At 59.2% G+C, this 22,786-nt stretch carries 18 protein-coding genes; 5 read left to right on the top strand and 13 right to left on the bottom strand.

The annotated features are described in order from the left end of the window. The first annotated feature begins 138 nt into the window (after positions 1 to 138). Positions 139 to 1,347, top strand: coding sequence for an RNA-guided endonuclease InsQ/TnpB family protein (locus tag NW805_RS02195; RefSeq protein ID WP_414421510.1), 1,209 nt, complete (start codon positions 139 to 141; stop codon positions 1,345 to 1,347). 114 nt (positions 1,348 to 1,461) lie between these two features. Here the strand turns inward: NW805_RS02195 and NW805_RS02190 are convergent, their stop codons facing one another. Both NW805_RS02190 and NW805_RS02185 read right to left on the bottom strand, forming a co-directional pair. Further along, positions 1,462 to 1,929, bottom strand: a complete 468-nt coding sequence (locus NW805_RS02190) for a DUF29 domain-containing protein (RefSeq protein WP_414421509.1) — start codon at positions 1,927 to 1,929, stop codon at positions 1,462 to 1,464. A gap of 131 nt (positions 1,930 to 2,060) precedes the next feature. After that, the gene (locus NW805_RS02185) at positions 2,061 to 2,777 is read right to left on the bottom strand and encodes an MBL fold metallo-hydrolase (RefSeq protein ID WP_011433521.1); all 717 of its coding nucleotides are present in this window, start codon (positions 2,775 to 2,777) and stop codon (positions 2,061 to 2,063) included. On the opposite strand from NW805_RS02185, the gene NW805_RS02180 reads away from it, so the two are divergent. Further along, complete coding sequence (locus NW805_RS02180) at positions 2,740 to 3,099, top strand: ArsR/SmtB family transcription factor (RefSeq protein ID WP_414421508.1); 360 nt, start codon at positions 2,740 to 2,742, stop codon at positions 3,097 to 3,099. The genes NW805_RS02185 and NW805_RS02180 overlap by 38 nt on opposite strands. A 48-nt stretch (positions 3,100 to 3,147) precedes the next feature. Here NW805_RS02180 and NW805_RS02175 read toward each other — a convergent pair whose 3' ends face one another. Together NW805_RS02175 and NW805_RS02170 are read right to left on the bottom strand one after the other, a co-directional pair. Continuing rightward, positions 3,148 to 4,095, bottom strand: coding sequence for a UDP-glucuronic acid decarboxylase family protein (locus tag NW805_RS02175; RefSeq protein WP_414421507.1), 948 nt, complete (start codon positions 4,093 to 4,095; stop codon positions 3,148 to 3,150). A 24-nt stretch (positions 4,096 to 4,119) separates the two neighbouring features. Beyond that, entirely contained in the window at positions 4,120 to 5,526 is a 1,407-nt protein-coding gene (locus tag NW805_RS02170; protein ID WP_414421506.1) for a UDP-glucose dehydrogenase family protein, read from the bottom strand. 135 nt (positions 5,527 to 5,661) lie between these two features. On the opposite strand from NW805_RS02170, the gene NW805_RS02165 reads away from it, so the two are divergent. Then, positions 5,662 to 6,567 (top strand): cation diffusion facilitator family transporter, encoded by a 906-nt coding sequence (locus NW805_RS02165; protein WP_414421505.1) that lies wholly within the window; start codon positions 5,662 to 5,664, stop codon positions 6,565 to 6,567. A gap of 253 nt (positions 6,568 to 6,820) precedes the next feature. Here the strand turns inward: NW805_RS02165 and NW805_RS02160 are convergent, their stop codons facing one another. Next, entirely contained in the window at positions 6,821 to 8,074 is a 1,254-nt protein-coding gene (locus NW805_RS02160) for a metallophosphoesterase family protein (RefSeq protein WP_414421504.1), read from the bottom strand. 114 nt (positions 8,075 to 8,188) lie between these two features. Between NW805_RS02160 and upp the strand changes: the two genes are divergently transcribed. Next, entirely contained in the window at positions 8,189 to 8,824 is a 636-nt protein-coding gene (upp, locus tag NW805_RS02155) for a uracil phosphoribosyltransferase (protein ID WP_414329961.1), read from the top strand. Positions 8,825 to 8,865: 41 nt separating this feature from the next. Here upp and NW805_RS02150 read toward each other — a convergent pair whose 3' ends face one another. The 6 genes from NW805_RS02150 to NW805_RS02125 form a co-directional block, all read right to left on the bottom strand. Further along, positions 8,866 to 14,337: a response regulator gene (locus tag NW805_RS02150; protein ID WP_414421503.1), complete on the bottom strand. Its 5,472-nt coding sequence runs from the start codon at positions 14,335 to 14,337 to the stop codon at positions 8,866 to 8,868. Positions 14,338 to 14,529: 192 nt separating this feature from the next. Beyond that, positions 14,530 to 17,025, bottom strand: a complete 2,496-nt coding sequence (locus NW805_RS02145) for a methyl-accepting chemotaxis protein (RefSeq protein ID WP_414421502.1) — start codon at positions 17,023 to 17,025, stop codon at positions 14,530 to 14,532. Positions 17,026 to 17,316: 291 nt separating this feature from the next. Then, a complete protein-coding gene (locus tag NW805_RS02140) occupies positions 17,317 to 17,835 on the bottom strand; it encodes a CheW domain-containing protein (RefSeq protein ID WP_414421695.1) in 519 nt (172 codons plus the stop codon). A 115-nt stretch (positions 17,836 to 17,950) separates the two neighbouring features. Beyond that, positions 17,951 to 18,316, bottom strand: coding sequence for a response regulator transcription factor (locus tag NW805_RS02135; RefSeq protein WP_414421501.1), 366 nt, complete (start codon positions 18,314 to 18,316; stop codon positions 17,951 to 17,953). Beyond that, positions 18,313 to 18,690: a response regulator gene (locus NW805_RS02130; protein ID WP_414328794.1), complete on the bottom strand. Its 378-nt coding sequence runs from the start codon at positions 18,688 to 18,690 to the stop codon at positions 18,313 to 18,315. Before NW805_RS02130 ends, NW805_RS02135 begins: the two co-directional genes overlap by 4 nt. A 188-nt stretch (positions 18,691 to 18,878) precedes the next feature. After that, positions 18,879 to 20,021 (bottom strand): response regulator, encoded by a 1,143-nt coding sequence (locus NW805_RS02125; RefSeq protein ID WP_414421500.1) that lies wholly within the window; start codon positions 20,019 to 20,021, stop codon positions 18,879 to 18,881. A gap of 233 nt (positions 20,022 to 20,254) precedes the next feature. Here NW805_RS02125 and NW805_RS02120 point away from each other — a divergent pair, with 233 nt between their 5' ends. After that, complete coding sequence (locus NW805_RS02120) at positions 20,255 to 20,539, top strand: YggT family protein (RefSeq protein ID WP_011433534.1); 285 nt, start codon at positions 20,255 to 20,257, stop codon at positions 20,537 to 20,539. Positions 20,540 to 20,561: 22 nt separating this feature from the next. On the opposite strand, the gene NW805_RS02115 is transcribed toward NW805_RS02120, so the two are convergent. Both NW805_RS02115 and NW805_RS02110 read right to left on the bottom strand, forming a co-directional pair. Next, complete coding sequence (locus NW805_RS02115) at positions 20,562 to 21,680, bottom strand: electron transfer flavoprotein subunit alpha/FixB family protein (RefSeq protein WP_414342633.1); 1,119 nt, start codon at positions 21,678 to 21,680, stop codon at positions 20,562 to 20,564. A 191-nt stretch (positions 21,681 to 21,871) separates the two neighbouring features. Beyond that, positions 21,872 to 22,696, bottom strand: a complete 825-nt coding sequence (locus tag NW805_RS02110; RefSeq protein WP_011433536.1) for an electron transfer flavoprotein subunit beta/FixA family protein — start codon at positions 22,694 to 22,696, stop codon at positions 21,872 to 21,874. Between the last annotated feature and the right edge of the window lie 90 nt (positions 22,697 to 22,786).

The following is a 22,786-nucleotide window of genomic DNA, read 5'->3' as shown; positions in this document are numbered from 1 at the left end:
AGCTAAGCTAGTAGAGCTTCTGGGGAACTTGAGAGAAGGGTTTGTTGGCCGCTTGTCAGTTCAGCTAGAAATCGCAGAAGCCCCGCACTGTACCCGTAGGGTCAGTGTCGGGAGGAATGCGGAAGTTATGATAGAACCATGACCCAAGTCCTGACCGTCTCCTGCAAGCTCAAGGTGTCCCAGTCGCAAGCCGCCAAATTGGACGCGACAATGGATGCCTTTGTGCAGGCGTTGAACTGGGTCAACCAAAACACACCAGAAAAAGTAGTCAACGCAGTCAAACTCCAATCCCTTTGCTATTACCAGATTCGCGCTCGGTTTGGCTTGTCCAGTAATCTGGCCCAGCAGGTCTGCAGACGGGTGGCAGGCGCTCGCAAAGTGGCGAGACAGCGCAACCGTCCAGTTAAAGAGTTCAAGCGTAGGTTCGTTACCTACGATGCACGTATCTTCTCGTTTCGCGAGAAAGACTGGACAGTGTCGCTTGCCACGGTTGATGGAAGAGAACGCTTTGAGCTAGCCATTGGCAACTACCAGAGGGGAATGCTGGCTGGCTCTAACCCCAAATCGGCCACCCTAGTCCAGCGGAAGGACGGCTCCTACTCCATCCAGATTTGTGTCGAGGCAGAGCCCCCCAAGCAACAGAACACCGACAAGGTGATTGGTGTTGACCTGGGACGGCGAGACATTGCACATACCTCCGAAGGAGACAACTGGAATGGACAGCAGCTGAACAAAGTCCGAGATCACTACTGTCGGTTAAGAGCGTCTCTTCAGCGCAAGGCCAGTAAGGGCACCCGCAGTTCGCGGCGCAGATGCAGAGAACTGTTGCAACGGCTGTCTGGCAAGGAGAGACGCTTTCAAACGTGGGTCAATCATCGCATCTCCAAAGCTATTGTCTCTAGGGCAAAGACCACAAACAGCGCTATTGCCCTGGAAGACCTGACAGGGATCCGGGAAAGGGTCAATCAACAGCCACGCAGCAAAACCGAAAGGCGCAGGGCCAACAGTTGGGCGTTCTACCAACTACGTCAGTTTCTGGAGTACAAGGCGAGGGTTGCAGGGGTTTCTCTGATTCTTGTGCCGCCCGCCTACACGTCGCAGACCTGCCACAAGTGTTTGCATATCCATCCCGACCCTGCGCAATCCTACCGCAGTGGCAAGTCGTTCAAGTGTGGGCACTGTGGATGGGAAGGGGATGCGGATTTGAATGGTGCGAATGTGATTGCGCTCTTGGGGGCTGCTGTAAACCAGCCTCGTGGTTGGCTTGCCAACTGCAGGGCTACCGAAAGCCCGCCCTGTACTGCGAAGCAGTCAGGGTCGGGTAGTTTACGGCATCGATCTCCTTGAGACGGGGATCCCGTTCTTGCGAAGCGGAAGGGATAGGGTTTTGTTGGGTTACGCTCATGGTTGTCTCCTTGCTTCTAGCGTTGTCTAAAATGCAAAATGCAGCGATTTTTGGGATTAATCCCCCTCCTCAAGCAAATGACTGGGCTCACCGGGGTAAAACTGGCTATCCAGGATTTGCTCTGAGGAATAAGGGCAGGTTTTGGGGAAAATCTTTCTGGGCAGCTTGGTCTCCTCCAGGGCCAGCTTCAGCGCTCCCAAGTAAGACTTGGAGATGGCCTCTGGCAAATAGGGCTTGAGACTTGGGCTTTCTTCAAGAAGCTCCAGAACTTCCTGCCGCTGCAGCTGGAGGGTGAGGAGCCAGCTTGCGGATCTCCCCTCTGGCTGGTACTCCCACTTGAGGAGATGCCCAACCAAAACTGCAAGTCGGTTTCGCAGTTCCTGCCGCTGTTGCCTGCCCAACGATTCAATCTCCTCGACTAAATTGGGCAGATCCAGCTTCTCCCAGGCCCGATCCCGCAGAAATTGAGCTTGTTGCTGGATCCAAGCGTAGAAATCGCTCTCATAGAGACTTTCTCGATCCACGCTCAAACTCTCCATTTCTGGCAAGCCAATTGAGAGAAGGTTACCCAGAGCAGCGGGCTCTCACCATCGGAGTTTCACGTGAGCTCCCCAGCCGGCGGGGGCTTGCCCTGCACCTCGCTGCCCAGAAGGAATTAAACCGCTGCTGCCACTTGGCCGCACTGCTCGTTGGCCGGCACCGCTTCCTGGATCTTCTTCGGCTGGGGCAGGTTGAGGCTGTTCATCAGGGCAATGAAGCTCTCACGGGAACGCAGGTTGCCCGTTTCCGGATCCACAAAGCGCGGGTTCCAGCGCTTCTCCTCGCCAATGGTGGAGACGGTGTGCCCGCGATAGTCGTGGCCAGGATAGACCAGCGTCTCATCGGGCAGCGTAAACAAGTGCTGGGTAACATGGTCGTACATCAGGCCGGGATCCCCGCTTTGGAAATCCGTGCGCCCACAGCCGCGGATCAGCAGGGCATCTCCGGTAAGGACGCGATCCCCATTCACGCGGTAGGTCATGTGGCTGTCGGTGTGGCCCAGGGTAGCGATGGCTTCAATGACGACGGATCCCACTTGCAGCGTTTCCCCATGACCGATGAAACGATCTGCACATTGAGCCTTGGCCTGTACTGGCACCACCCCTTGGCAACCGGTCAGTTCCCGCAGCTTCCCGGTTCCCGTGATGTGATCCGCGTGAACGTGGGTTTCCAGGCAGTACTTCAAGGTTAGACCCAATTCCCGAATCAGCTTCAAATCCCGCTCCACCTGCTCCAGCACTGGATCCACCAGGGCGGCCTCGCGAGTTGCCGGATCCGCGATTAAATAGGTGTAGGTGCTTGTTTCTGCGTCGAACAGTTGGCGAAATAGCATAGTGCCCTCCTGTCTGGTATCGAAAGCCCGACGTGAACTTGGACTTTTCCTGTGTCAGTTGCGCTCGGGGCCCAAGAACGTCACCCAAATCTTGGAAGCTACGGGTATGGGCCAGGCCAATGTTTCCAAGCACCTCAAGATCCTGACCCAGGCAGGGATCGTCAGCCGTCAGCCCAAGGGGGTGAGTGTTTATTACCAAATTGCGGATCCCATGTGCTTTGAGCTGTGTGAAATGGTATGTCGGCAGTTGGTGAGTCGGCTACAACAGCAAGCCCGCCAACTGGAGCCGCTGGCAGCCATTCACCCAGGTCAACCGAGCTGAGGCGGAAAGGGTTCTCAAGTAGGTTGGGATTTCGCGAGCACCCGAAGGTTATTCCAGCCCCAGCCGCCGACGAAAGTAAGGGATGGTCTGTTGCAGCCCAACTTGCAGCGGGATCCGAGGCTCCCAACCCAAGAGGGCGCGGGCTTTGCCAATATCCGGCTGCCGTTGTTTGGGATCGTCCGTCGGCAGAGGCCGGTAAACGATGGGAGAAGGGCTGCCGGTGAGCGCAAGGATCTGCCGGGCCAGCTCCAGGATGGTGAACTCCTCTGGGTTGCCCAAGTTAAAGGGTCCGGGGTAGGGGCTGTTCATCAGCCGGATCAAGCCTTCCACCAGGTCGGAGATGTAGCAAAAGCTGCGGGTCTGGGATCCATCCCCATAGACCGTCAGGGGATCCCCGCGCAGGGCCTGGACGATAAAGTTGCTCACCACGCGGCCATCGTCCTCCCGCATGGCGGGGCCGTAGGTGTTGAAGATGCGGGCCACCCGGATCTCCGTCTGGTATTGCCGCTGCCAGTCGAAGGTGAGGGTTTCCGCCAAGCGCTTGGATTCGTCGTAGCAGGCCCGCGGGCCGATGGGGTTGACGTGGCCCCAGTAGTCTTCCGGTTGGGGATGCACTTGGGGATCCCCGTACACTTCTGAAGTCGAGGCCAGCAGGAACCTCGCTCCCGTTTTCTGGGCCAGTTGCAGCAGGTGGTAGGTGCCCCAGAGGCTGGTGCGGATGGTGCGGATGGGATCCGCTTGGTAGTGGGGGGGAGAAGCGGGGCAGGCCAGGTGGTAGATCTGCTGGATCCCAGCCTCTGCCAAAGCGGGCGGCAGGGGCTCGGCAACGTCGTGCCAAATGAACTGAAAGGCTGAGTTGTCTAGATGAGCTTGGACATTCAGCTGCCGGCCCGTGTAGCCGTTATCCAGACAAATGACCCAGTGGCCTTCTTGCAGAAGGCGGGTTACCAAGTGGGATCCGATAAATCCCAGGCCACCCGTAACCAGGATCTTCATGATTTCCCCTGATTTCCCCAGCACCTACCAGCCCACTCCAATGAGGGTTATGCCCGCCTGCCGCACCGCCTCCCGATCCAGACAGTTACGGCCATCGATGAGCAAGGGCCGCCGCATCAGCTCTGCAATCCGTCGGTAATCCAGCGACAAAAACTCCGGCCACTCCGTCACCAACACCAGGGCATCGCAGTCCTGGGCCAGCCGGAACACATCCGTTTCCACCACCACATGGGCTAGCCCCTCCCGCATCCCCGAGGCGGATACAATCGGATCATATGCCTTGACCTTGGCCCCCAGACGGTGGAGTTGTTCGATCAAAGTCAGGGAAGGGGCATCCCGCAGGTCGTCGGTGTGGGGTTTAAACGTGAGGCCCAAAAGACCAACGGTTTTACCTTTGAGCACCTTGAGGGCCTGCTGCAGCTTTTCCACCAGGCGCTGCCGCTGTTCTCGGTTAACCTCCACCGTGGCCTGCAACAGCTTGGCCTCATAGCCATAGTCAGCAGCGGTTTGGATAAGAGCCGCCAGATCTTTGGGGAAGCAGCTTCCGCCCCACCCTATGCCAGCGTTGAGAAAGGCGCGGCCAATGCGCCTATCTAGGCCGATCCCTTCCGCCACCTGGGTGATGTCGGCGCCGGTGCGCTCGCAGATGTTGGCCATTTCGTTGATGAAGCTAATCTTGGTGGCCAGGAAGGCGTTGGCGGCATACTTGATCATTTCGGCAGAAGCCAGGTCGGTCACCAGCAAAGGCACGGGATCCCCTTGCAGGCCCTGCTGGCGGTTGAGGATGGGTTCATACAGCTGCCGCATGATTTCAATGGCGCGGGGGCTGTTGGAGCCAATCACAATGCGATCCGGGTAGAAGGTATCTTGGATGGCACTGCCCTCCCGTAGGAACTCGGGGTTGCTCACCACGTCAAACTGCGGCGTCCAAGGCGAGAGCTCCAAGGTCAGGGATCTGGCCTCTGGATCTCTCCCCACTTCTCGGCTGCTCAGCCGCTGCTTGGCGGCTTCGGCGGCCCCGTCCAAAATGAGCATGCGCACCCAGTCCCCAGAGCCAATGGGCACAGTGGATTTGTTGACAATGACCCGATAGTGCTCGTCCAGATGCTGGCCAATTTCCCGCGCCACTGCTTCCACGTAGCGCAGATCGGGATCCCCGCTGGGCAGGGCCGGGGTGCCCACGGCAATAAACACCACCTCGCTGGCCTGGATCCCAGAGCCCAGATCGGTGCTAAAGTGCAGCCGACCCGCCGCAGTTCCCTCCCGCACCAGCTCTTCCAGGCCGGGCTCGTAGATGGGCAGGCGACCCCGCTGCAGCCCTTCAATCTTGGCGGGGTTGTTGTCCACACAGATAACGCTATTTCCTAGGTGAGCCAGGCAAGCCCCTGTTACCAGGCCCACATAGCCAGCGCCTACCACAGCAACGTGCATACTCAGAGTTCGCTCCCCAATCGGCGGCCACTTGACTAAGCCTTAGCAGCTTGCTTTTAGGGTACCCTCCCTTACCCCTATTGAGGTCGGTGACAGAATAAAGCAGGATATCTGTGGATCCCCGCCCGAGCTGCAGTGAGCTTTCTGGATTCTGCTGCCATAGCCAGCCGCCGTCAGCGCCAAGTGCAGAGGGTGCTGTACGTCACGCTAGGGCTAAATGTCCTGGTGTTTCTGATCAAGTTAATCCTGGGGCTGACGACGGGATCCCTAAGCCTAATTGCCGATGCCCTGCACAGCTCCACCGACAGCGCCAGCAACATTTTGGGCTTGGTGGCCGTGCGCTTTTCTTCGCCAGAGCCCGATGACGACCATCCCTACGGCCATCGCAAGTTTGAAGCCATTGGAGCGCTGGGGATCGCTGCCTTTTTGGGGATGGCCAGCCTGGAAATCTTGCGCACAGCCGTGGAGCGGTTTTGGGAGCCCCAGCCCCACCTGCAGATTGACGAGCTAACCTTGGGGGTGATGGTGGGGGTGTTGGGCATTAACGTCTTTGTTACCCTCTACGAGCACCGCTGGGGCAAAGCTCTGTCCAGCTCGCTGCTGTTGGCCGATGCTCGCCATACCCTCAGCGACGTTGGGGTAACGCTGACGGTGTTGCTGGGGTTGGCCGGCGTGCATTACTGGGGGATCCCTTGGCTGGATCAAGCCCTGGCTTTGCCGGTGGCGCTGCTGGCGCTCCGAAGCGGCTGGGAAGTGCTGCAGGAGAATCTTCCCTACCTCACCGACCGGGTGGCGATCCCCTCTGAGGCCCTGCGGGATCTGATCCTGAGCGTGCCAGGCGTGCTCGACTGCCATGACATCACTTCCCGCGGGATCCCCGGGGAGATAGTCTTTATCGAGATGCACCTGGTGGTGGAGCCACAGGATATCGAGTCCGCCCACCGCCTCACTGAGGAAGTCGAACACCTCCTGCAAGGGCGCTACGGGCCAGCGCGGATCCTCATCCACCTGGAGCCCCGCTCCCATATCGAGCAACCCTAGCAGGAGCTCGCCACCTGCCAACAGATAGCCTAGCCAAGGCTCAGGGATCCCGATGTTTCCAGAAGAACACTAAAACGGTTCCCTGCATCTCAAGAAATGCCCATTCTTTTGTAGAATCCGTTCCGCAACGCATAGTCATTTATCTCACCGTCAAGGTGAAACAAAGGACCGGTTGCTTCCTGCTAAGGCCTCCGGCCCGCTAGTGCGAGCAGTTGAAATAGATGGTAATAAAAACCACGACTGCTATCAGCCCTCAACGCCTTGTGCACAAGAAGCTTTTAGGCTCTAAAACCGCCTCCTCTCCCTTTGGACTTTTTTGCGATCCCTGGCAAATGGATCTTGCATTCCTTGCCCTGCTTGGGTTTGCCAGGGGTGGCGTTCCCCCTTCGGGGGGATCCTTAGAAACTGGAAAAGAGAAAATCGAAATCAAACGAAACTGGGCCTGGTTATCAGGCGGGCAGCGAAAACAACGGCTGAAACGCTCCAGAAATCGGCCTGCTGGCTGGGGAAAGTCGGGGAAAGTGAGGTCTGGATCCCCGGCAGCCACCGCTGCCCAAAAGTAGCGCAATTGTGGGGCCAAGGCTTGTGCCTGTTCCAAAGGCAAATTCAGCGGTGCGGAGGTTAAAAACTTAACCACCGCTGGTTCGCTGCGCTGGGCCATCCACTCCCGGGAGAACGCTTGCAAATCGGGCCAATCGGGCAGGGATCCCACCCGGTAGCTCTGGATATGGACTTGGATTCCGGTCTCTCGATCCGACCGGATCTCGACAAGGCGGTAGGGGTGGGGAAAGCTGACCAAAGAGCCGGTGGTAATGTCGTAAACCCCCCCTCGTCGGGCGATGTGCTGGATGTGCAGATGTCCGGTGAACACCAGTTGCACCCCATAAGCTTGCAGCAGCCGCCGCAACTGAGAGGCATTCTCCAGCATGTAGCGACGCCCCCAGGGATGGAGAGACTGGCCGCGCAGATGCTCGACCACATTATGGTGCACCATCAGCAGCACCAGCTCTTCCTCGGCTGCCGCCAATTCTTTCTCCAGCCAGGTCAGTTGTTCTGGGGTTAGACACCCCACCAATTGACCCTGAGCATCAAAATGGTTGGAATTGAGGCCGATCAAACGGATCCCTGGCCGCAGAACCCGGCTGTAATCCAAAGACTGCCCATCCTCGTAGCCAAAAGCTCGGTAGTAGCGGGGAAAATCCGCCAAACCAATAGAGCGCCCGCTGGCCTCGGGCTGGGGCACATCGTGGTTGCCGGGCACCACAAAAGCCGGAAAGGGCAGTCGAGCCAGCCGCTCTGCCAGCCATGCATGGTTTTCCGGCTCCCCATGCTGGGTCAGATCCCCCGGCAACAGCAGAAAATCCAGAGGCAACTGCACCAGATGCTGCAAAACCTGTTCCAGAGCCGGGATGCTCACCTCTACCAGGTGAAATCGGCTGGGGTGATCCCAAAGGGTGGAAGGGAGGGTGACGTGGGGATCGCTCACCACAGCAAAGCGGATCTGCACGGATTACTCCCCTTGACAACAGCAAGCAGATAGAGCCTTCGGCCCACCGGGGGGACAAGCGCTTCTGCTATTCTGGCATCCATCACGGGATCCCGATTATCTCAGGAGCACAGCATGGTGGCCCAGGTGATTACCATCGATCACCCTCTGGTGCAGCACAAGCTCAGCCTCATGCGCCGTGTTGAAACTACAACCGCCGACTTCCGAGCGCTGATGCGGGAGATCAGCCTCTTGATGGCCTACGAGGTGACCCGCGATCTGCCCCTCAAGCTACAGCCCATTCAAACCCCGATGGCCCCAATGTTGGCGCCGATGTTGGCGGCAGAGAAAAAGTTGGTGCTTGTCTCCATCCTGCGGGCCGGCCAAGGGCTCCTTGACGGCATGCTGGAGCTGATCCCATCAGCACGGGTGGGGCATATCGGCCTATATCGGGATCCCCATACCCTGATCCCCATCGAGTACTACTTCAAGGTGCCCACCGATATCGAAGATCGTGAGGTGCTGGTGGTGGATCCAATGTTGGCCACCGGCCATTCGGCAGCAGCGGCTGTAGCGCGCCTACGCCAAACCCGACCCCAGTCGATCCGCTTCATCTGCCTGGTGGCCGCCCCAGAAGGGATCCGGTATTTCCACGAACAGAACCCAGATGTGCCAATCTATACCGCTGCTGTAGACGATGGCCTAGACGAGCACGGCTACATCCTCCCCGGCCTAGGAGATGCAGGGGATCGCCTGTTCGGCACCCGCTGATACAAGAGTGCTATGCCTACAGCACCCCGTCCAGAACTGCACTACTGTTGTGATTGGGAAGTTGGGTTAGGCGCCAACAACTGTTCTCCTCGCAGCATGCGGGCAGCAGCGCTGAGCAGCTCTTCTTCCAGATAGGGCTTGGTGAAGTAGGCAGTTGCTCCCAGTTCCCGTGCTGTTTGCCGGTGCCGTTCTGCCCCCCGCGAGGTGAGCATGGCAACCGGAAGATGCTTGAAGTTGCTGTCTTCTCGCAGGCGGGTGAGCAGCTCTAGGCCGTCCATGCGCGGCATCTCGATGTCGCAGAAGATAAGGTCGCAGGGCAGGCCGCCGCGCAGCTTTTCCCAGGCATCCTGGCCATCCCGCGCCTGTTCCACCCGGTAGCCCACCTTCTGGAAAGACATTGAGAGCAGCTCCCGAACGGTAATCGAGTCGTCCACGATCAGCACCGTGGTCTGACGCACCTCTTCCGGGGTCGGCTCCTCATCCCGGTGATCCAGCCAGAAGCGGTTGAGATCCCGACGGCGACCGTGGGCTATGTCCACCAGCTCGATGATGTCGGCAATCGGCAGGACCCGCCCGTTCCCCAACACCGTTGCCCCAGAAATGCCCAGTGGCTTGGGCACAGGCCCGCGCAGTTGCTTGATCACGATTTCCTGCTCTTCCACGAAGCTGTCCACCTGCAGGGCAACATACTGGCCGGCACTTTGCAGGATGACAATGGGAATAATGCCCTCATCCTGGGTGATGCTGTACACCTCGGAACGGCTGCGGCTGTGGCTGCGGCTGTAGGCCAGCAGATTTGAGAGGGGCTGGAAGTGAAGACGCTGATCCCGCCAGAGAATCGAGGGCCGCCCCTGCTCATCCGGCTGAACTTCGTCGGCAGGAACATCCAGCATCTCCTCCACGCCATCCAGGGGGAAGGCGATCAGGGCTTTGTCGCTGACACACACCATGGCCTTGGAGATGCTCAGGGTGAGGGGGAGACGGATGGTGAAGGTGGTTCCTTTGCCCCGCGCAGAATCCACTTGAATGCTGCCGCGCAGATCGGTGATGTTGCGGCGCACCACATCCAAGCCAACCCCCCGCCCGGCCAGATCGTCCACCTCGCTGGCCTCGCGAACGCTGAAGCCAGGGTGGAAGAGAACGTTGAACACTTCGTCTTCGTCGGCTTGCTCCGACAGCAGCCCCAGCCTTTGAGCTTTGGCCTTGACCTTCTCCACCGGGATCCCGGCGCCATCGTCCGAGACGATGATGATGGTTTGGTTGCCCTGATAGAAGGCCTTGACGGTGATCTTGCCCTCAGGGGGCTTGCCCGCCCGCCGCCGCTCCTCAGGGGTCTCGATCCCGTGTACCAGGGCGTTGTTCACCAGGTGGGTCATGGGGTCATAGAGCTCCTCCAGGATGGCCTTGTCGATGAGCGTGTCACGGCCTTCCACCACCAGGCTGGCCTGCTTGCCCGTTTTGATGGAGAGATCCCGAATGGCGCGGGGCAAGCGGTCGGCAACTTGCGAGAAGGGCACCATGCGCGCCCGGTTCAGGCCCTCTTGCAGTTGGGTGGTCACCTGCCGGAATTGGCGGGTGATCTGCTCTGCCTCATCCACGGCAAACTCGATGTCGGAGGAGGACTCGCGCACCCGCACGATGAGCTCAATGATCTCCTGGGCCAGAGCGTGGAAGGCCGTAAACTGGTCCATCTCCAGCTTGTCGAACTCTTGGCCGGAGGAATGGCCGCGCCTGCCTCGGGTGGATCCCTCGCCATTTCGACCGAAGCCCACCGTTACCGTGCCGCCATAGGCTGAGCCGCTGCGGCTGGAGAACAAAGCCGATTCCAGCAAGGAGCGGTCATACTGATCCCGCATGCGCTGGCCCAGATCCCCTAGCTGTTGCACACGGCCCAACAGGCCATCCAGAAACTGGCGCAGACGGGTTTGGTTTTGCTCCATGCTGTTGCGGATGACTACCAACTCTCCCACCAGGTTGTTGATGGAGTCGAGGTGGCGCACCTCCACCCGCATCACAGGGTTGCTGAGGGCAGCAGTTCGCCGTGAAGTCGGCCCAGTTGCCGCCGGGGCAGCTGCTGCTGGGGTGGGGGTTGCTGGAGCAGCAGCGGCAATTGGCGGCGAAGGTGCTGGCGCCGCAGCAGGTGCTTGGGCAGGAACCTCGAGATCGCCCAGGAGCGATTCCAGCTGGGCTGCAAAGTCGTCAGCAGCCTCGCCGCTCGCGGCTGCAGGGGATCCCACAAGGGGGGCGATAGCCTTTTCTAGCTCAGGGGTTACCGCCGGCTCGGCAGCGTCGAAGAGGGCGGCCAAATCGTCCAAACGGGGAGCCGGAGCAGCTTCCAGCGCCTCTTCCTCTGGGGTCTCGGCCTCGCCAACAGGAACGGCTAAGGATTCATCCTCTGCAAACAGGCTGGCCAACTGGCTTTCCAGATCGTCCTCCGCAGGCTGGAGGGCATTTTCTTCCTCCAGTGCGGCAACCGGCGGCTCTGGCTCAGACACGGGCACTTCCGCCAGGCTGCTCGCTTGCAAAGCTTCTGTGTCCTCCAGGAAGGTGGCAAGATCCAAGGGGGGTTCTTCTTGGGGCGCTTCCCCTTCTGCAAAGAACTGGCTCAACTCATCCAGATCCACCTGGCTGTCGCTATCCATGGCCGAGAGGGATCCCCTGGCCCCCAGGCTCAGTCCTTCTGCGTCGGATTCCTGGGTGAATAGGGCATCGAGACGGTCGAAGGAGAGCTCGGGGGAAGGGGCGACTGCCTCCTCAGCCGTGGGTTGCAGGTCTGCGAAAGACTCCTCCTGGACCGGGAACAGGTCCTCCAGAAGCGCCCACTCCTGGGCTTCTGCTGTGTCCCCAGCTGCTGATTGGGTCAGGGGGATGGAGTCCCCATCGGACGCCTCCTCGAGGGTCTCACCGGCAAAGAGATCCCCTAGGCTCAGCTCGGCTCCGAAGTCTGGAATTGGCGATTCCCTCGGCTCATTGGCCATGTCGGGCGACGTGGGGAAGGGTTCGCCGATAAAGAGATCCCCCAGTTGCTCAGCTTCGGCAGCATCAGCCTCAGCGATGTCCAGGGATGGGCCAAAAGAGGGATCCAAAAATACGGAAGGTTCATTTGCTTCCGGCATCGACCAAGCCGGATCGGCTTCTGCCGCAGGGGTGGAAAAAAAGCTCTCCAGGCTGTCTTCGGCAGTATCGAAGGCAGCAGAGTCAGCGAACTCTGAGGATCCCACCTCGTCGGATCCCGACTCTGCCAGATAATCTGCTGGGATGGAAAAATCCTCTAGCTGGATATCCGCGGAAAATTCAGCCCAGAGATCTGCTGCGATTTCCCTGTCCTCAAGGGCTTCCTGAAGGGGTGGGGACGGTTCAGCCGCCCAAGGATCGGCCTCCAGCTCACTAGCGGGAACGGCCTCCAAGTCCGGAAGCTGAGACCCTTCCTGCCGGAAAGCACTCTCTACGGGAAGTTCCTCAATCTCGAATAGCGCCTCTACCCCAGCACTTGCAGCTGCGTCTGGGACAAAGCCGGATCCCTCGCCCATTTCCGCAGCAACGCTCTGGGCAGTCGGCTCCTGTTCAGCATCCCAGGCAGGCTCAGCAGAGACAAACCCCTCTGCCCCTTCACCCACCACTTCGGCAAACAGCTCCGCCAGATCGGCCTCAGCTCTCTCCTCATCCAACCTTGGGCTCAGATCCTCAAAGGTCTGCAAGAGGGGCTCAGGAGAGGAGGGGATCAGCTCCGTTGGGAATTCTTCAATATCGGATAGCGCTTCTGCGTTGGCAAACAGCTCGTCAAAGGCTGAGGTGGCTTCTTCCTCCAGATCCAAGGGAGTGGCATAGAGCTCCGCTCCGCTAACGCGACCGAAGTCGTCCGCAACAGAGGCCAAGTCAGCTCCCTGCCCGTCCTCTTCTGGGCTTTCTGCCGGCACGGCAGCTGTCCTCCAGTCTTCCTCCCAAGCCGCTTCGGCTCGGATCCCTGGCCAACTCAGATCCAGATCCCCCTCTTCCGCGGGAGCAGATCGGTGCTCTGAATCTGTTCCCGCCAGCGGGACGGAGTCCTCAGCAGTGCCCACTTCCCAAAGGGATGAGGGCTGTTCCGCCGCCAGATCTCCGCTTGCCTCTGCGCTCTCCTGCTCCGGCGACAGGGCAGCTCCGGGCTCATCCTCTTGAAAGGATGTCTCGGCGAGGGTTACCGCTTCCCAGCTCAGATCGGGGGTAGCGCCTTCCTCCGCAGGGATCCCAGCAGCCACAGCCCAATCCTCCGAGGCACCCTCCTCGGGTTGGGGGAACAGCGGCTCTGCCTCAGACTCCCAAGCCAGACCAAGCTCGAAGGGCTCGCAGACTTCTGGCTCTTCAGGGGCTGCCGGAACAGGGCGGAAAGCCAGCAGCTCAGCCGAGGGCTGAATGGTGTTTGCCGCTCCATTGGCCAGAGCCTGGTGGGCTTGCTTCAGATCTCGCAGCACCGGCAGGGCCAACTGCCGCAAATCCTGGCCGGGATCCGCCAAAATCTCGCCCACCAAGCGGGTCAAGTCTGTCCAGCCTCCCAGTTCCAGAGCCGAAGATTGCCCCAAATCCTGCAAAGATTGCGCCAACGCTTGCAGAGCCGGTCGAGTGGCCGGGTCGTCAGGACGTTTGAACAGCTCCAGCATCTGGCGCAACAGGGCCGGGATCTGCTGATGCACCACCACCTCAAGAGGATCCGGTGGGGCAGGGGGGGCAGCAGGGCGAGCCAATTGTTGCAATTCTGAAGAAGGGGCAACCTGTTCGGCCTTGCCGGCTAGGATGAGCTGCTGTCCCTGCTTCAAATCCCGCAGGGCGACCAAAGCCAGAGCACGCAGGTCGGCATCGGGGTTGCCCAGAGCTTGCTCGAAAGTTTCCGTCAACTGTTGCCAGCCCGCCAGATGATGAACTTGTCCGATCTCCTTGAGAACGGCATTCGCCGCTGCCAAGCGCTCTCGGACATCTGGCTGATCCCGTTGTTTAAACAGCTCCAGCATCTGGCGCAACTGCTGCGGCACCACCTCCGCCATGTCCTGCTGTAGGGTGCGAACCGCCGGCGACGAGACGGGAGTTGGAGCAAGGCTGGGAACAGTGCCCTCGCCAAGAAGATTTTGAATGTGCCTTTCGGTCTCTTGAAAAACCGGCTCCAGTTCCGCCAGGGTGGTGTTGCTGACTTCTTGGGTGAGGCCGCGGGGGCTCTGCAGCTCCTCCAACAACATCGAAAGCCCATCAAAAGCCCGCAGCAGCAGGGTTTCCAGGTGCTGATCGACGGGCACTCCGCCTGGGCGAGAGCGAAAGACATTAAAAAAATCTTCCATGCGGTGGGCCGTCCGTTGGATACTGGTGAGACCCAGCATGGCAGCTCCCCCCTTGATGGAGTGAGCAGCTCGGAACAGCTCGTTGATCAGCTCGGGATCGCTCATACTGTCCCGCAGGCTGAGGAGCACTTGTTCGATTGTTGCCAAGTGGTCGCGGGCTTCTTCGATGAAATAACTGAGGATCCGCTTCTGTGCTTCTTCATTCATGGCAGGAGGCCCTTCCTACAGCCCACAAGTCTTCATTCAGTGATAACAGACCGGACAGGGTGAGGCTCGCCTGAGCGAAGAGTCCGGCCAAAAGTCGGAACAGGGGGATCCCGGTGGCATTTGCTAAGGATCGATAACGTCTCCTGCATGGGGATCCTTGTCCCTAGAATGCCCTCAAAACAGCAGATTTGCTCATTCATCCCCAACCCGGAAGCGACCGACAGAAGTTTGCAACTCGCGGGCGATGCTCACCAACTGTTGGAGCGAAGCTGCCACCTTCTGCGCCTCCTTAGAGGTCTCGTTGGCGGTCAACTCCACCGATTGCATCACCTGCGCCACAGAGCGAGAGGTTTCCGTTTGTTGCACGGTGGCCTGAGAGATCGCCCGCACCAACTCGTCGATCCGGCGACTGACCTCGATAATCTCGTCCAGGCTGTTCTTGGCCTGCTCGGCCCGCCGCGTCCCCTCGATCACCAGTTGGGTGCCTTCTTCCATAGCCGTCATCACGTTGCCGGTTTCCGATTGAATCTGCAACACGATCTGCTCGATCTCCTTCGAGGCTTTGGCAGCTCGGTCGGCCAGTTGTCGCACCTCATCGGCCACGATGGCAAAGCCCCGTCCCGATTCCCCGGCTCGTGCCGCCTCGATGCTGGCGTTGAGGGCAAGCAGGTTGGTGCGCGAGGCAATTTGAGAGATCAAAGCCACAATTTTGGAAATTTCCTGCGAGGATTCCGCCAATCGCTTCACTTTGCGGGTGGTTTCTGCCACGGTTTCGCGAATTTCCAGGATGCCACTTACCGTGCGATCCACAGCTTCTCCACCCCGAGCGGCTGCTTCTGTGGCTTGGGCAGTCACGTTGGCCGCTTCGCGGGCGTTGCTGGCCACCTCTTGAATGGAGTCCGTCATCTCCTGAATGGAGTTGAGGGAGTTGGAAATCTCCTCCGCCTGGCGCAAGGCGTCGGCAGAGAGGCTGCGGGCAAAGTCCTCGTTCTGCAAGGCGGCATCGTTCACGGCGGCGGCGGCCCGCTTCACCTGGCTGACAATGTCTCGCAGACTGCGAATGGTCAGGTTAAAGGAGTCGGCCACAGCCCCCAGCACGTCGGCAGTCACCTCTGCCCGCACCGTCAGGTCTCCACGGGCAGCCCCTTCCACGTCGTCCAGCAGGCGAATCACCTGGCGCTGTAGGTCTTCCTTAGCTTGCCCTTGCTCGGCAGCCCGCTGGCTCAGTTCGGCGAAGTTGGCTTCAAGGGCAGCCGCCATCTGGTTAAAGCTGTCGGCCAAGCGCCCCAGCTCATCGTGGGTGTTGGCTGTGGCTCGTACTGAATAATTCCCCTGGGCCAAGGCGGCAAAGTGGCCGGCCAGCTCTTGGGCGGTGGAGCGAATTTGTTTGGCACTGCTGGCCCCGAGGATAACCCCTGCTCCTGTGCCGATCAGCCCGCCTCCAATCACCCCGGCAATCAAGCGAGCTCCCCCATTGGCCGGGATCCCAAGGCCAATCGCCAAGCCGGCAGCCAAACTCACAGCTCCTTGGATAAGCGCTATGGCCAATTGCCGATCCCCAATCGGTCGGTTGGCGATCCCAGCAGAGGTTCTTGCCCCTTGTTCACCTACACTGGGAATAGGGAGGGAGGCCGTGGGCAGCAGAACTTGGGCCGCTCCGCTGCCGGTCTCCGCCATTGGGCTCATCCCCCCAATCGCCCCCTCATCTGGGCGGAAGGCACCCACCGGCTCACCGCCATCCATGCCGGCAAGTTCGCGATCCAGGCTGTCTAGCTCGTCAAGCTCGAAGAGGGCAGAGCCGGGACTGGCAGTATCTTCATCGGGGGCAGGGATCGGCTCACTCATGGGGGCAGCCAATTCGGTCGGCAGGCCTTCTTCCAGGGATCCCCCTTCCTCTTCCTCAAGACCGGGCAGGGAGAAGCCCATCTCATCGGGAAAATCGGCATCGCCGGCCAACTGCGTAATGGAGTCGGAGTCGCCTTCTAGGGCTTCCAGATGCTCTCGATCGAACTCGTTGAGGAAGGCAAAGTCATCTTCGACCACCGGATTGGTTTGAGGCCCGCCCTCTTCCGAGCCTACCCGTCGCGAGGTGGCCGGTGGCCGAGAATGGGTTGGCATCTGGTAAGATGAACCCAATGGATCAGCTCCCGGCATTTGCAGCCCGGTCTCCAAGGGATCCCTAAATCTCTCTTCTCCCATGAAGACTTCGCCATCGCCGCTAAGGCTGTCCGCCTCCAGCGGAAACGGATCTTGAGCAAAGGGATCCGCCTCCTCTTCCCCCATCTCCTCGAACTGCAAGAAGGGATCGGGAGCAGAGAAAGCCTCTTCCGAAAAGGCATCCGACCCACGGGCAAACTCATCTGGAGAGCGAAACTCGTCCGCTTCTGGGGAATCGGGAAGATCCGCCAGCTCCGGTGCCATTTGCAACAGCTCTTCTAGACCCTTCCGGGCCGACTCCAGCTCATCGGGATCACTGGCTGTTTGTAAAATGGTGTTGTAGGTTTGGCGAGCTTCCAACAACTGCCCAGCTTGTTTTTGTGCTGAAGCCAGCAGCAGCTTGACAGCAGTATCTTGCGGTTCAGCAGCGGCCACTTGGTTGAACAACCGCACCGCCCGGACGTAGTCTCCCTGCCAAAAGGCGGCCATCGCATCGGTGTAGTCTCTCTGACTGTTCGCGTTCGGAACCATGGATCCTCCCTTCACTGCTTGCCTACCTCTGTTCACGCGTCAACACAGATGCAAACGGAACGCCCCCAACACCTCAAAACCCCATGGATGCAGGCTATCCCCCCTTTTCCACATTCAGTCAAGCAAGAGTGGGCCTTTCTGCCGCCGTCTCAGGGCTTACCCTCAACAGCCTCGACACGCATCGGTAGGGGATAGATTTGGTCCAACTTTCCCCATTGTGGCTGGAGTTAGCTTGGATCTTTGATAGGAACTATACACTTTCCTCCCGCTGAGCTCCCAGGGGGCCGTCTGTCAACCCCAACGATTGGATCGCAGGATGGCCGACTGATCCAGCAATGGCAAGCGCGATCCCGTTCCGGGCACCACCCATTCCCCTCGCAAAAAAGGAGCCATGGACTCAGGAGCCGTGAGGGCAGGCCGCACCAATTCAGTCTTCAGCCACTCCATGCCTACAATTAAATCCACAGCCAAGCCCATGATCAAATCCTGTTGATCCATCACGGCCACCACAGGAATCTCGGCTCGGTCGATGTTCAGGGGCGGGCTGATCCCCAAAAATTGCCCCAGGTCTGCAACCCAGATGATCTCGCCCCGCAAATTCAGCGTGCCCAGCAAAACTGGGGCCACATTGGGCATGGGGGTGATTTTCTCTGGGCCAATGCTCACCACCTCCACAACCGATACCGCTGGCAGCGCAAATTCCTCCCCGGTGGCAATCTTGAACTTTAGGAATAGCTCACCTTCGGGAGCCTCCATCTCCCGCAACTCTTGGGTCTCATCCCCCATCAATAAATCCAGATCCCCCAGCATGATGCTCCCCCGCATGGATAGTCTTGTGGACTGTTGATCCCGCCCCCCTCCCTGCTTAAAACGCAGAGTCGTTCTCAGGACCTACCGAAAGGCGTGGAAGCAGAAGGGGCAGCTCTCAGCCTCTCAGTAATTGCTTGATCGTACCCACCAGTTCCTGGGGCTGGAAAGGCTTGGCAATGTAGGCATCCGCTCCCTGGCGGATCCCCCAGTAGCGGTCAAATTCTTCGCCCTTGGAGGAACACATGACGATCGGGGTTTTCTGGGTGAGGGGATCGGCTTTCAGAAGGCGGCACACCTCATACCCATTCATGCGCGGCATGACGATGTCCAGCACGATCAGGTCGGGTTTGTTTTGCTTCACGGCTTCGATGGCTTCCACGCCATCCCCCACCACCGTCACCTCCAAGCCGTTCTCCTGCAGCAGCTTGCTGATCATCTCCCGCTGGGATTGGCTATCTTCCACCACCAAAACGCGACTCATTTCCGATTCATCTCCCGCAATTGATGTTTGATGGTCGCCAGGAGCTCTTGGGGCTTAAAGGGCTTGGTTACATAGGCATCCGCCTGGTTGCGCCTGGCCCACTCGATATCAAAGGTCTGGTCTTTGGTGGAACACATGACGATGCGAATGTGTTTGGTACTTTCATCCCCCTTCACTTCCCGGCATACCTCGTAGCCGTTCATGCGCGGCATGACAATATCCAGCACCACCACATCAGGCTTCTGCTGGCGAATGCACTCCATTGCCTCTACGCCGTCTGTTGCTGTGGAGACTTCCAAACCGTTCTCGGAAAGCAAGCTGGAAATGGTCTCCAGGTAGGTACGGTTGTCATCCACCACCAGCACTTTGCTCATCGCCGTCTTACTCCTTTTGCACTCCCGCGCAACCGTCGGGCTGCTTTGACTGAGGTTTGCTCTTGTAACCTCACCTGGCTCCCTGGCTCCGGGCCGGCCATGCTACCCCTATTGTTTCGGTGAGGCCACTCTTCTGTCCAGTACTTCGCCTATAGTCTTCTGTGCCAACATTTTGGCTACCCCAACGCCTATTCGCCACCGCCCCGTTTGGGGGGAGGGCCCACGTAGGATTCGACAATGGTCAACAACTCCTTTTCCGCAAAGGGTTTGCTCAAAAATTCGTTCGCTCCGGCCATGCGGGCCTTAATCCGGTCGGTAAAACCATCCTTGCCGGTCAGCATAATCATGGGGGTTTCGCGGAACTGGCTGGATTTGCGCAACATGGCGCACAGCTCATACCCATCCAACTTGGGCATGGCCACATCGCAGAGAATCATGTCGGGGTTGAGAAGAAACACCTGTCCCAGCGCTTTGAGAGGATTGCCGATGGTGGTAACCTGGTAGCCCTCGTTTTGCAGGATGAACTCTACGGTTTTTTGGATGGCCATGGAGTCGTCGATGCAAAGGATGTGGCTGGGCTTATCGCTGGGTTTGAGGGGACGGCTGGGCTTGGGCTCCGCGATCAAGACGGGCTCGGACAGTTGAATGGCCCCTTGGCGGACGTAGGGATAGATGGCCTTGGCCACTGTGAGGGTATCTCGGCCCAAGTAGCGGCTCATCTGGCGAATGCTGGTTTTGCCATCCGACCATTCGCTTAGGGCCTTGAAGACGGGGGCCGGCAAGTGTTGCTGCAGAGGAATGGGGTTGAGAATGGTGGGAGCTTGGTTGGGAGCTTGGATGTAGGGGTGCAGTTTTTTCCACTCCTGCACTTGGGCTACGATCTCGGTGAGCAGGGGGGTGACGGGGAAGGTGGTCAACTGGGGGGCCAGGGGGGATCCAGCCTCGAAAATGAAGGAGCCGTGGTGGAGGCTAAGCAGGTCGAAGAGGACTTCCCGCACCATGCCCAGCAGGATTTGCTTGCCCTGGTTGGGGTTGAGCTTGTGGCTTTCCAGCAAAGACCAGAGGCGGTTGTATTCGGGGGCGTTGACCGCGGCTTTGTGGGGAATTTGAATTTCCTCCAGGGCGGCTTCCAGCTTGAAGCGGTGCAGATAGTCTCTGAGGCGGGCAATGTTCCCTTCCGTTTCAGAGGCGTAGATAATCCGCCCATTCAGGAAGAAGACAAACCAGTAGACAGAGGGGCTGGCCTCTACAAAAAGCTCACCGGTGCGCTGGCCCAGCTCGATGAGCTGAAGGATGCTGCGGATATCGATCTCTTGTAGTTTTCCTTGCATGGGATCCCTGCCTGCAGTCCAGCAAGATACGTCCATTATGACGCTAGTCTTTAACTGTTGCTGCCCCGCCGGTAAGGCCATTTTCGGGAAGAGGGTTAAAGTTTAAAAAAGTTGGGGTTTGACTTGGGCCGAGCGCCTGCATTCCCCGAGGTATCTCTGGACTCCAGCAGACCCTCCCAATTAGAGCAGAATGGAGAGAACTGCCACCAGTAAACCTGTTCTTTGAGTAACCTATGCTGCCAATTCTCACCTCTTGGGTGCTTGGCCCACTGTTGGCGCTCTACACCCTCCTGTTTGTGCTGCGCATCTTTCTGTCGTGGTATCCGCAACTGGATACTTCTCGGTTGCCCTACTCGTTGGTGGTCGGCCTGACGGAGTTTCTGTTGCGCCCGACCCGTCGCCTGATCCCGCCTCTGGGAGGTGTGGACATGGCCCCTGTGGTTTGGGTGGGCCTGGTTACCCTGTTGCGGGAGGTGTTGCTGGGGCAGCAGGGGCTGCTGACAATGGCCCTGCACTGAGAGCGTTTTTGCCAACCATCTCTCATCGACTCTGCAAAATTGGGATCCGCTCGCCAAGGCTCTGGAAAGGCTGGCCCTCGGCGCCTTCTCGGAGCTCCTCCTGTCTCTGTCGCAGTTGCCGGATCAGCTCCGGCACCACCTGGTAGAGATCCCCGACAATGCCGTAGTGGGCAAATTTGAAGATAGGAGCGGCGCTGTCTTTGTTGATGGCAATGATCGTCTGGGATTTGTCCATGCCCACGCGATGTTGAATGGCCCCAGAAATGCCGCAGGCGATGTAGAGCTGGGGGCGGACGGTCTTGCCGGTTTGGCCCACCTGGTGGGCATAGGGGATCCACCCAGAATCCACGGCCTTGCGGGAGGAGCCGACAGCGCTGTTGGGAAAACAAGCGGCCAACTCCCTCAACAGCTCAAATCCCTCTGGGGATCCCAGCCCGTAGCCGCCGGAAACGATCACCTTGGCGCGGGTGAGATCTACCGCCTGGGACAGGTTGCGCACCGTTTCCACAATCTGCAGGCGCAGATCGCCGGGATCCAAGTTGACCGGCACTGGGATCACTTCCCCCTGGCGGGATCTGTCCCAGGGCAGGGGCACCATCACCCCTGGTCGTACTGTGGCCATTTGCGGGTTTTTCCAGGGGCCAAGGATGCGAGCCTTGAGAGATTCGCCGAAGCTGGGCCGGATGGCATAAAGGCAGTCGGGGAAGAGGCCGGACTTGCTGGGATCTTTGCTGTTGGTGTACTCGAAGGGGCCAATGTCCAGCTCGGTGCAGTCAGCGGTCAGGCCGGTCTCCAGGTGGGCGGCCAAGCGGGGGGCCAGATCTCGCCCGGTGGTGGTGGATCCCAGCAGGATGGTGTGGGGTGGTTGGGGCCAGCTTTTGATCAAGTCTGTGATCACCCGGCGGTAGGGCAGGGTGCGGTATTCGGCCAACTCGGGGTGATCGGCGATGAAGACTTGATCTGCCCCGTGGCCGATCAGAATTGGGGGCAAGTGGGCAATGTTGTATCCAAGCACAAGAGCGCTCAAGGTGGCTCCCAGCTTATCGGCCAGCCGCCGCCCGGCCCCCAACAACTCTAAGCCAATGGGCTGCAGTTCCCCGTTCACCTGCTCGGCGAAGACCACTATCCGCTTGCGATCCATAAAACTGTGACTCCTAGGTTGAGATCGGGATTGAATCGGGTCGAGGGCAATCTTGGGTGTTGCAATTGCGACGAGGTCAGCAGAGTCCTTCTGGGTCAACTTTTCACCGCAGCCAGCTGGCCTGGGGTCGATGATCAGACAGTGATGATTGAGGGGCGATGGGGGGCCGGTGGGACGCAAGATGTAAAGATCTAGGAGGTTGCGGCGTAGCGGGAGAGGTCAACGGCCTGGGTCAGTTGGTTGACCAGTTGGGGGACGGATTGTCCCTGAAAGACCTGACAGTTGCCGCCAATTTCCCCCACTTTTTCGGTGGCAGCCACGATGGTTGGGGATCCCTTGAGACCGCAGCGCTCCGGGTCTGCCCCCACATCGTCCAAGTTGAGGATCTGGATTGCCTCGGCCCGTGCCATTTCATCCCGCATTAGCCGCTGCACCCGCTGCACACCCCGTAGAGTGGGGTAGGCCAAACGCCGAGCGGAATTGGCCACCGTAATCAAAACCGGCAGGGGCACCATTACGATTTGGGATCCCCCTTCGATGGCCCGCCGCGCCACCAGGATCCCATCCCGAATCTCGAAGGCTTCGCAATAGGTGACCTGAGGGATCCCCAACCGCTCCGCCAACTGCGGCCCCACCTGGGCCGTATCGCCGTCGGTGGTCTGGAGCCCGCAGAAGATCACATCGGGCCGGCCAGCATAGCGAACCGTCTGGGCCAGAGTATAGGCAGTGGCTAGGGTATCGGAAGCGGCCAAGCGGCGGTCGGTCATCAAAATACCCCGATCCACCCCGTGGGCAATGGCCTCGTAGAGCACCTCAATGGCCGGGGGTGGCCCCATTGTAATTGCCGTTACTCTCGCCCCGTGTTGCCGTTTGGTTTGCAGAGCTGCTTCCAGTGCATAGCGATCAAAAGGGTTTAACATCCGCTTGGCCTTGGCGCGATCGATCGTGCCGTCACTGTTGATGCCGGCCTTGGCGTTTTGATCGGGAACTTGCTTAATCAGAACAAAAGTTTCCAAGGGCCTAAACTCCCTAGTGATCCCCTCCAGGTTAAAAGGGATCCCTGAGCACCACAAACTTATTCAGCTTTTTTTCGGGATCGGAAAAGC

This window comes from Synechococcus sp. W60.1, from assembly GCF_047461575.1.
Taxonomy (GTDB): domain Bacteria; phylum Cyanobacteriota; class Cyanobacteriia; order Thermostichales; family Thermostichaceae; genus Thermostichus.
Note: the sequence above shows the minus strand (reverse complement) of the source record. Positions and strands in the feature narration are given on the sequence as shown.

Excerpts from the sequence above, each read along its gene's own strand:
- NW805_RS02195 (WP_414421510.1), top strand. The coding sequence starts at position 139 with ATGACCCAAGTCCTGACCGTCTCCTGCAAGCTCAAGGTGTCCCAGTCG.
- NW805_RS02185 (WP_011433521.1), bottom strand. The coding sequence starts at position 2,777 with ATGCTATTTCGCCAACTGTTCGACGCAGAAACAAGCACCTACACCTAT.
- NW805_RS02175 (WP_414421507.1), bottom strand. The coding sequence starts at position 4,095 with ATGAAGATCCTGGTTACGGGTGGCCTGGGATTTATCGGATCCCACTTG.
- NW805_RS02170 (WP_414421506.1), bottom strand. The coding sequence starts at position 5,526 with ATGCACGTTGCTGTGGTAGGCGCTGGCTATGTGGGCCTGGTAACAGGG.
- upp (WP_414329961.1), top strand. The coding sequence starts at position 8,189 with ATGGTGGCCCAGGTGATTACCATCGATCACCCTCTGGTGCAGCACAAG.
- NW805_RS02150 (WP_414421503.1), bottom strand. The coding sequence starts at position 14,337 with ATGAATGAAGAAGCACAGAAGCGGATCCTCAGTTATTTCATCGAAGAA.
- NW805_RS02145 (WP_414421502.1), bottom strand. The coding sequence starts at position 17,025 with ATGGTTCCGAACGCGAACAGTCAGAGAGACTACACCGATGCGATGGCC.
- NW805_RS02140 (WP_414421695.1), bottom strand. The coding sequence starts at position 17,835 with ATGCTGGGGGATCTGGATTTATTGATGGGGGATGAGACCCAAGAGTTG.
- NW805_RS02135 (WP_414421501.1), bottom strand. The coding sequence starts at position 18,316 with ATGAGTCGCGTTTTGGTGGTGGAAGATAGCCAATCCCAGCGGGAGATG.
- NW805_RS02130 (WP_414328794.1), bottom strand. The coding sequence starts at position 18,690 with ATGAGCAAAGTGCTGGTGGTGGATGACAACCGTACCTACCTGGAGACC.
- NW805_RS02125 (WP_414421500.1), bottom strand. The coding sequence starts at position 20,021 with ATGCAAGGAAAACTACAAGAGATCGATATCCGCAGCATCCTTCAGCTC.
- NW805_RS02120 (WP_011433534.1), top strand. The coding sequence starts at position 20,255 with ATGCTGCCAATTCTCACCTCTTGGGTGCTTGGCCCACTGTTGGCGCTC.
- NW805_RS02115 (WP_414342633.1), bottom strand. The coding sequence starts at position 21,680 with ATGGATCGCAAGCGGATAGTGGTCTTCGCCGAGCAGGTGAACGGGGAA.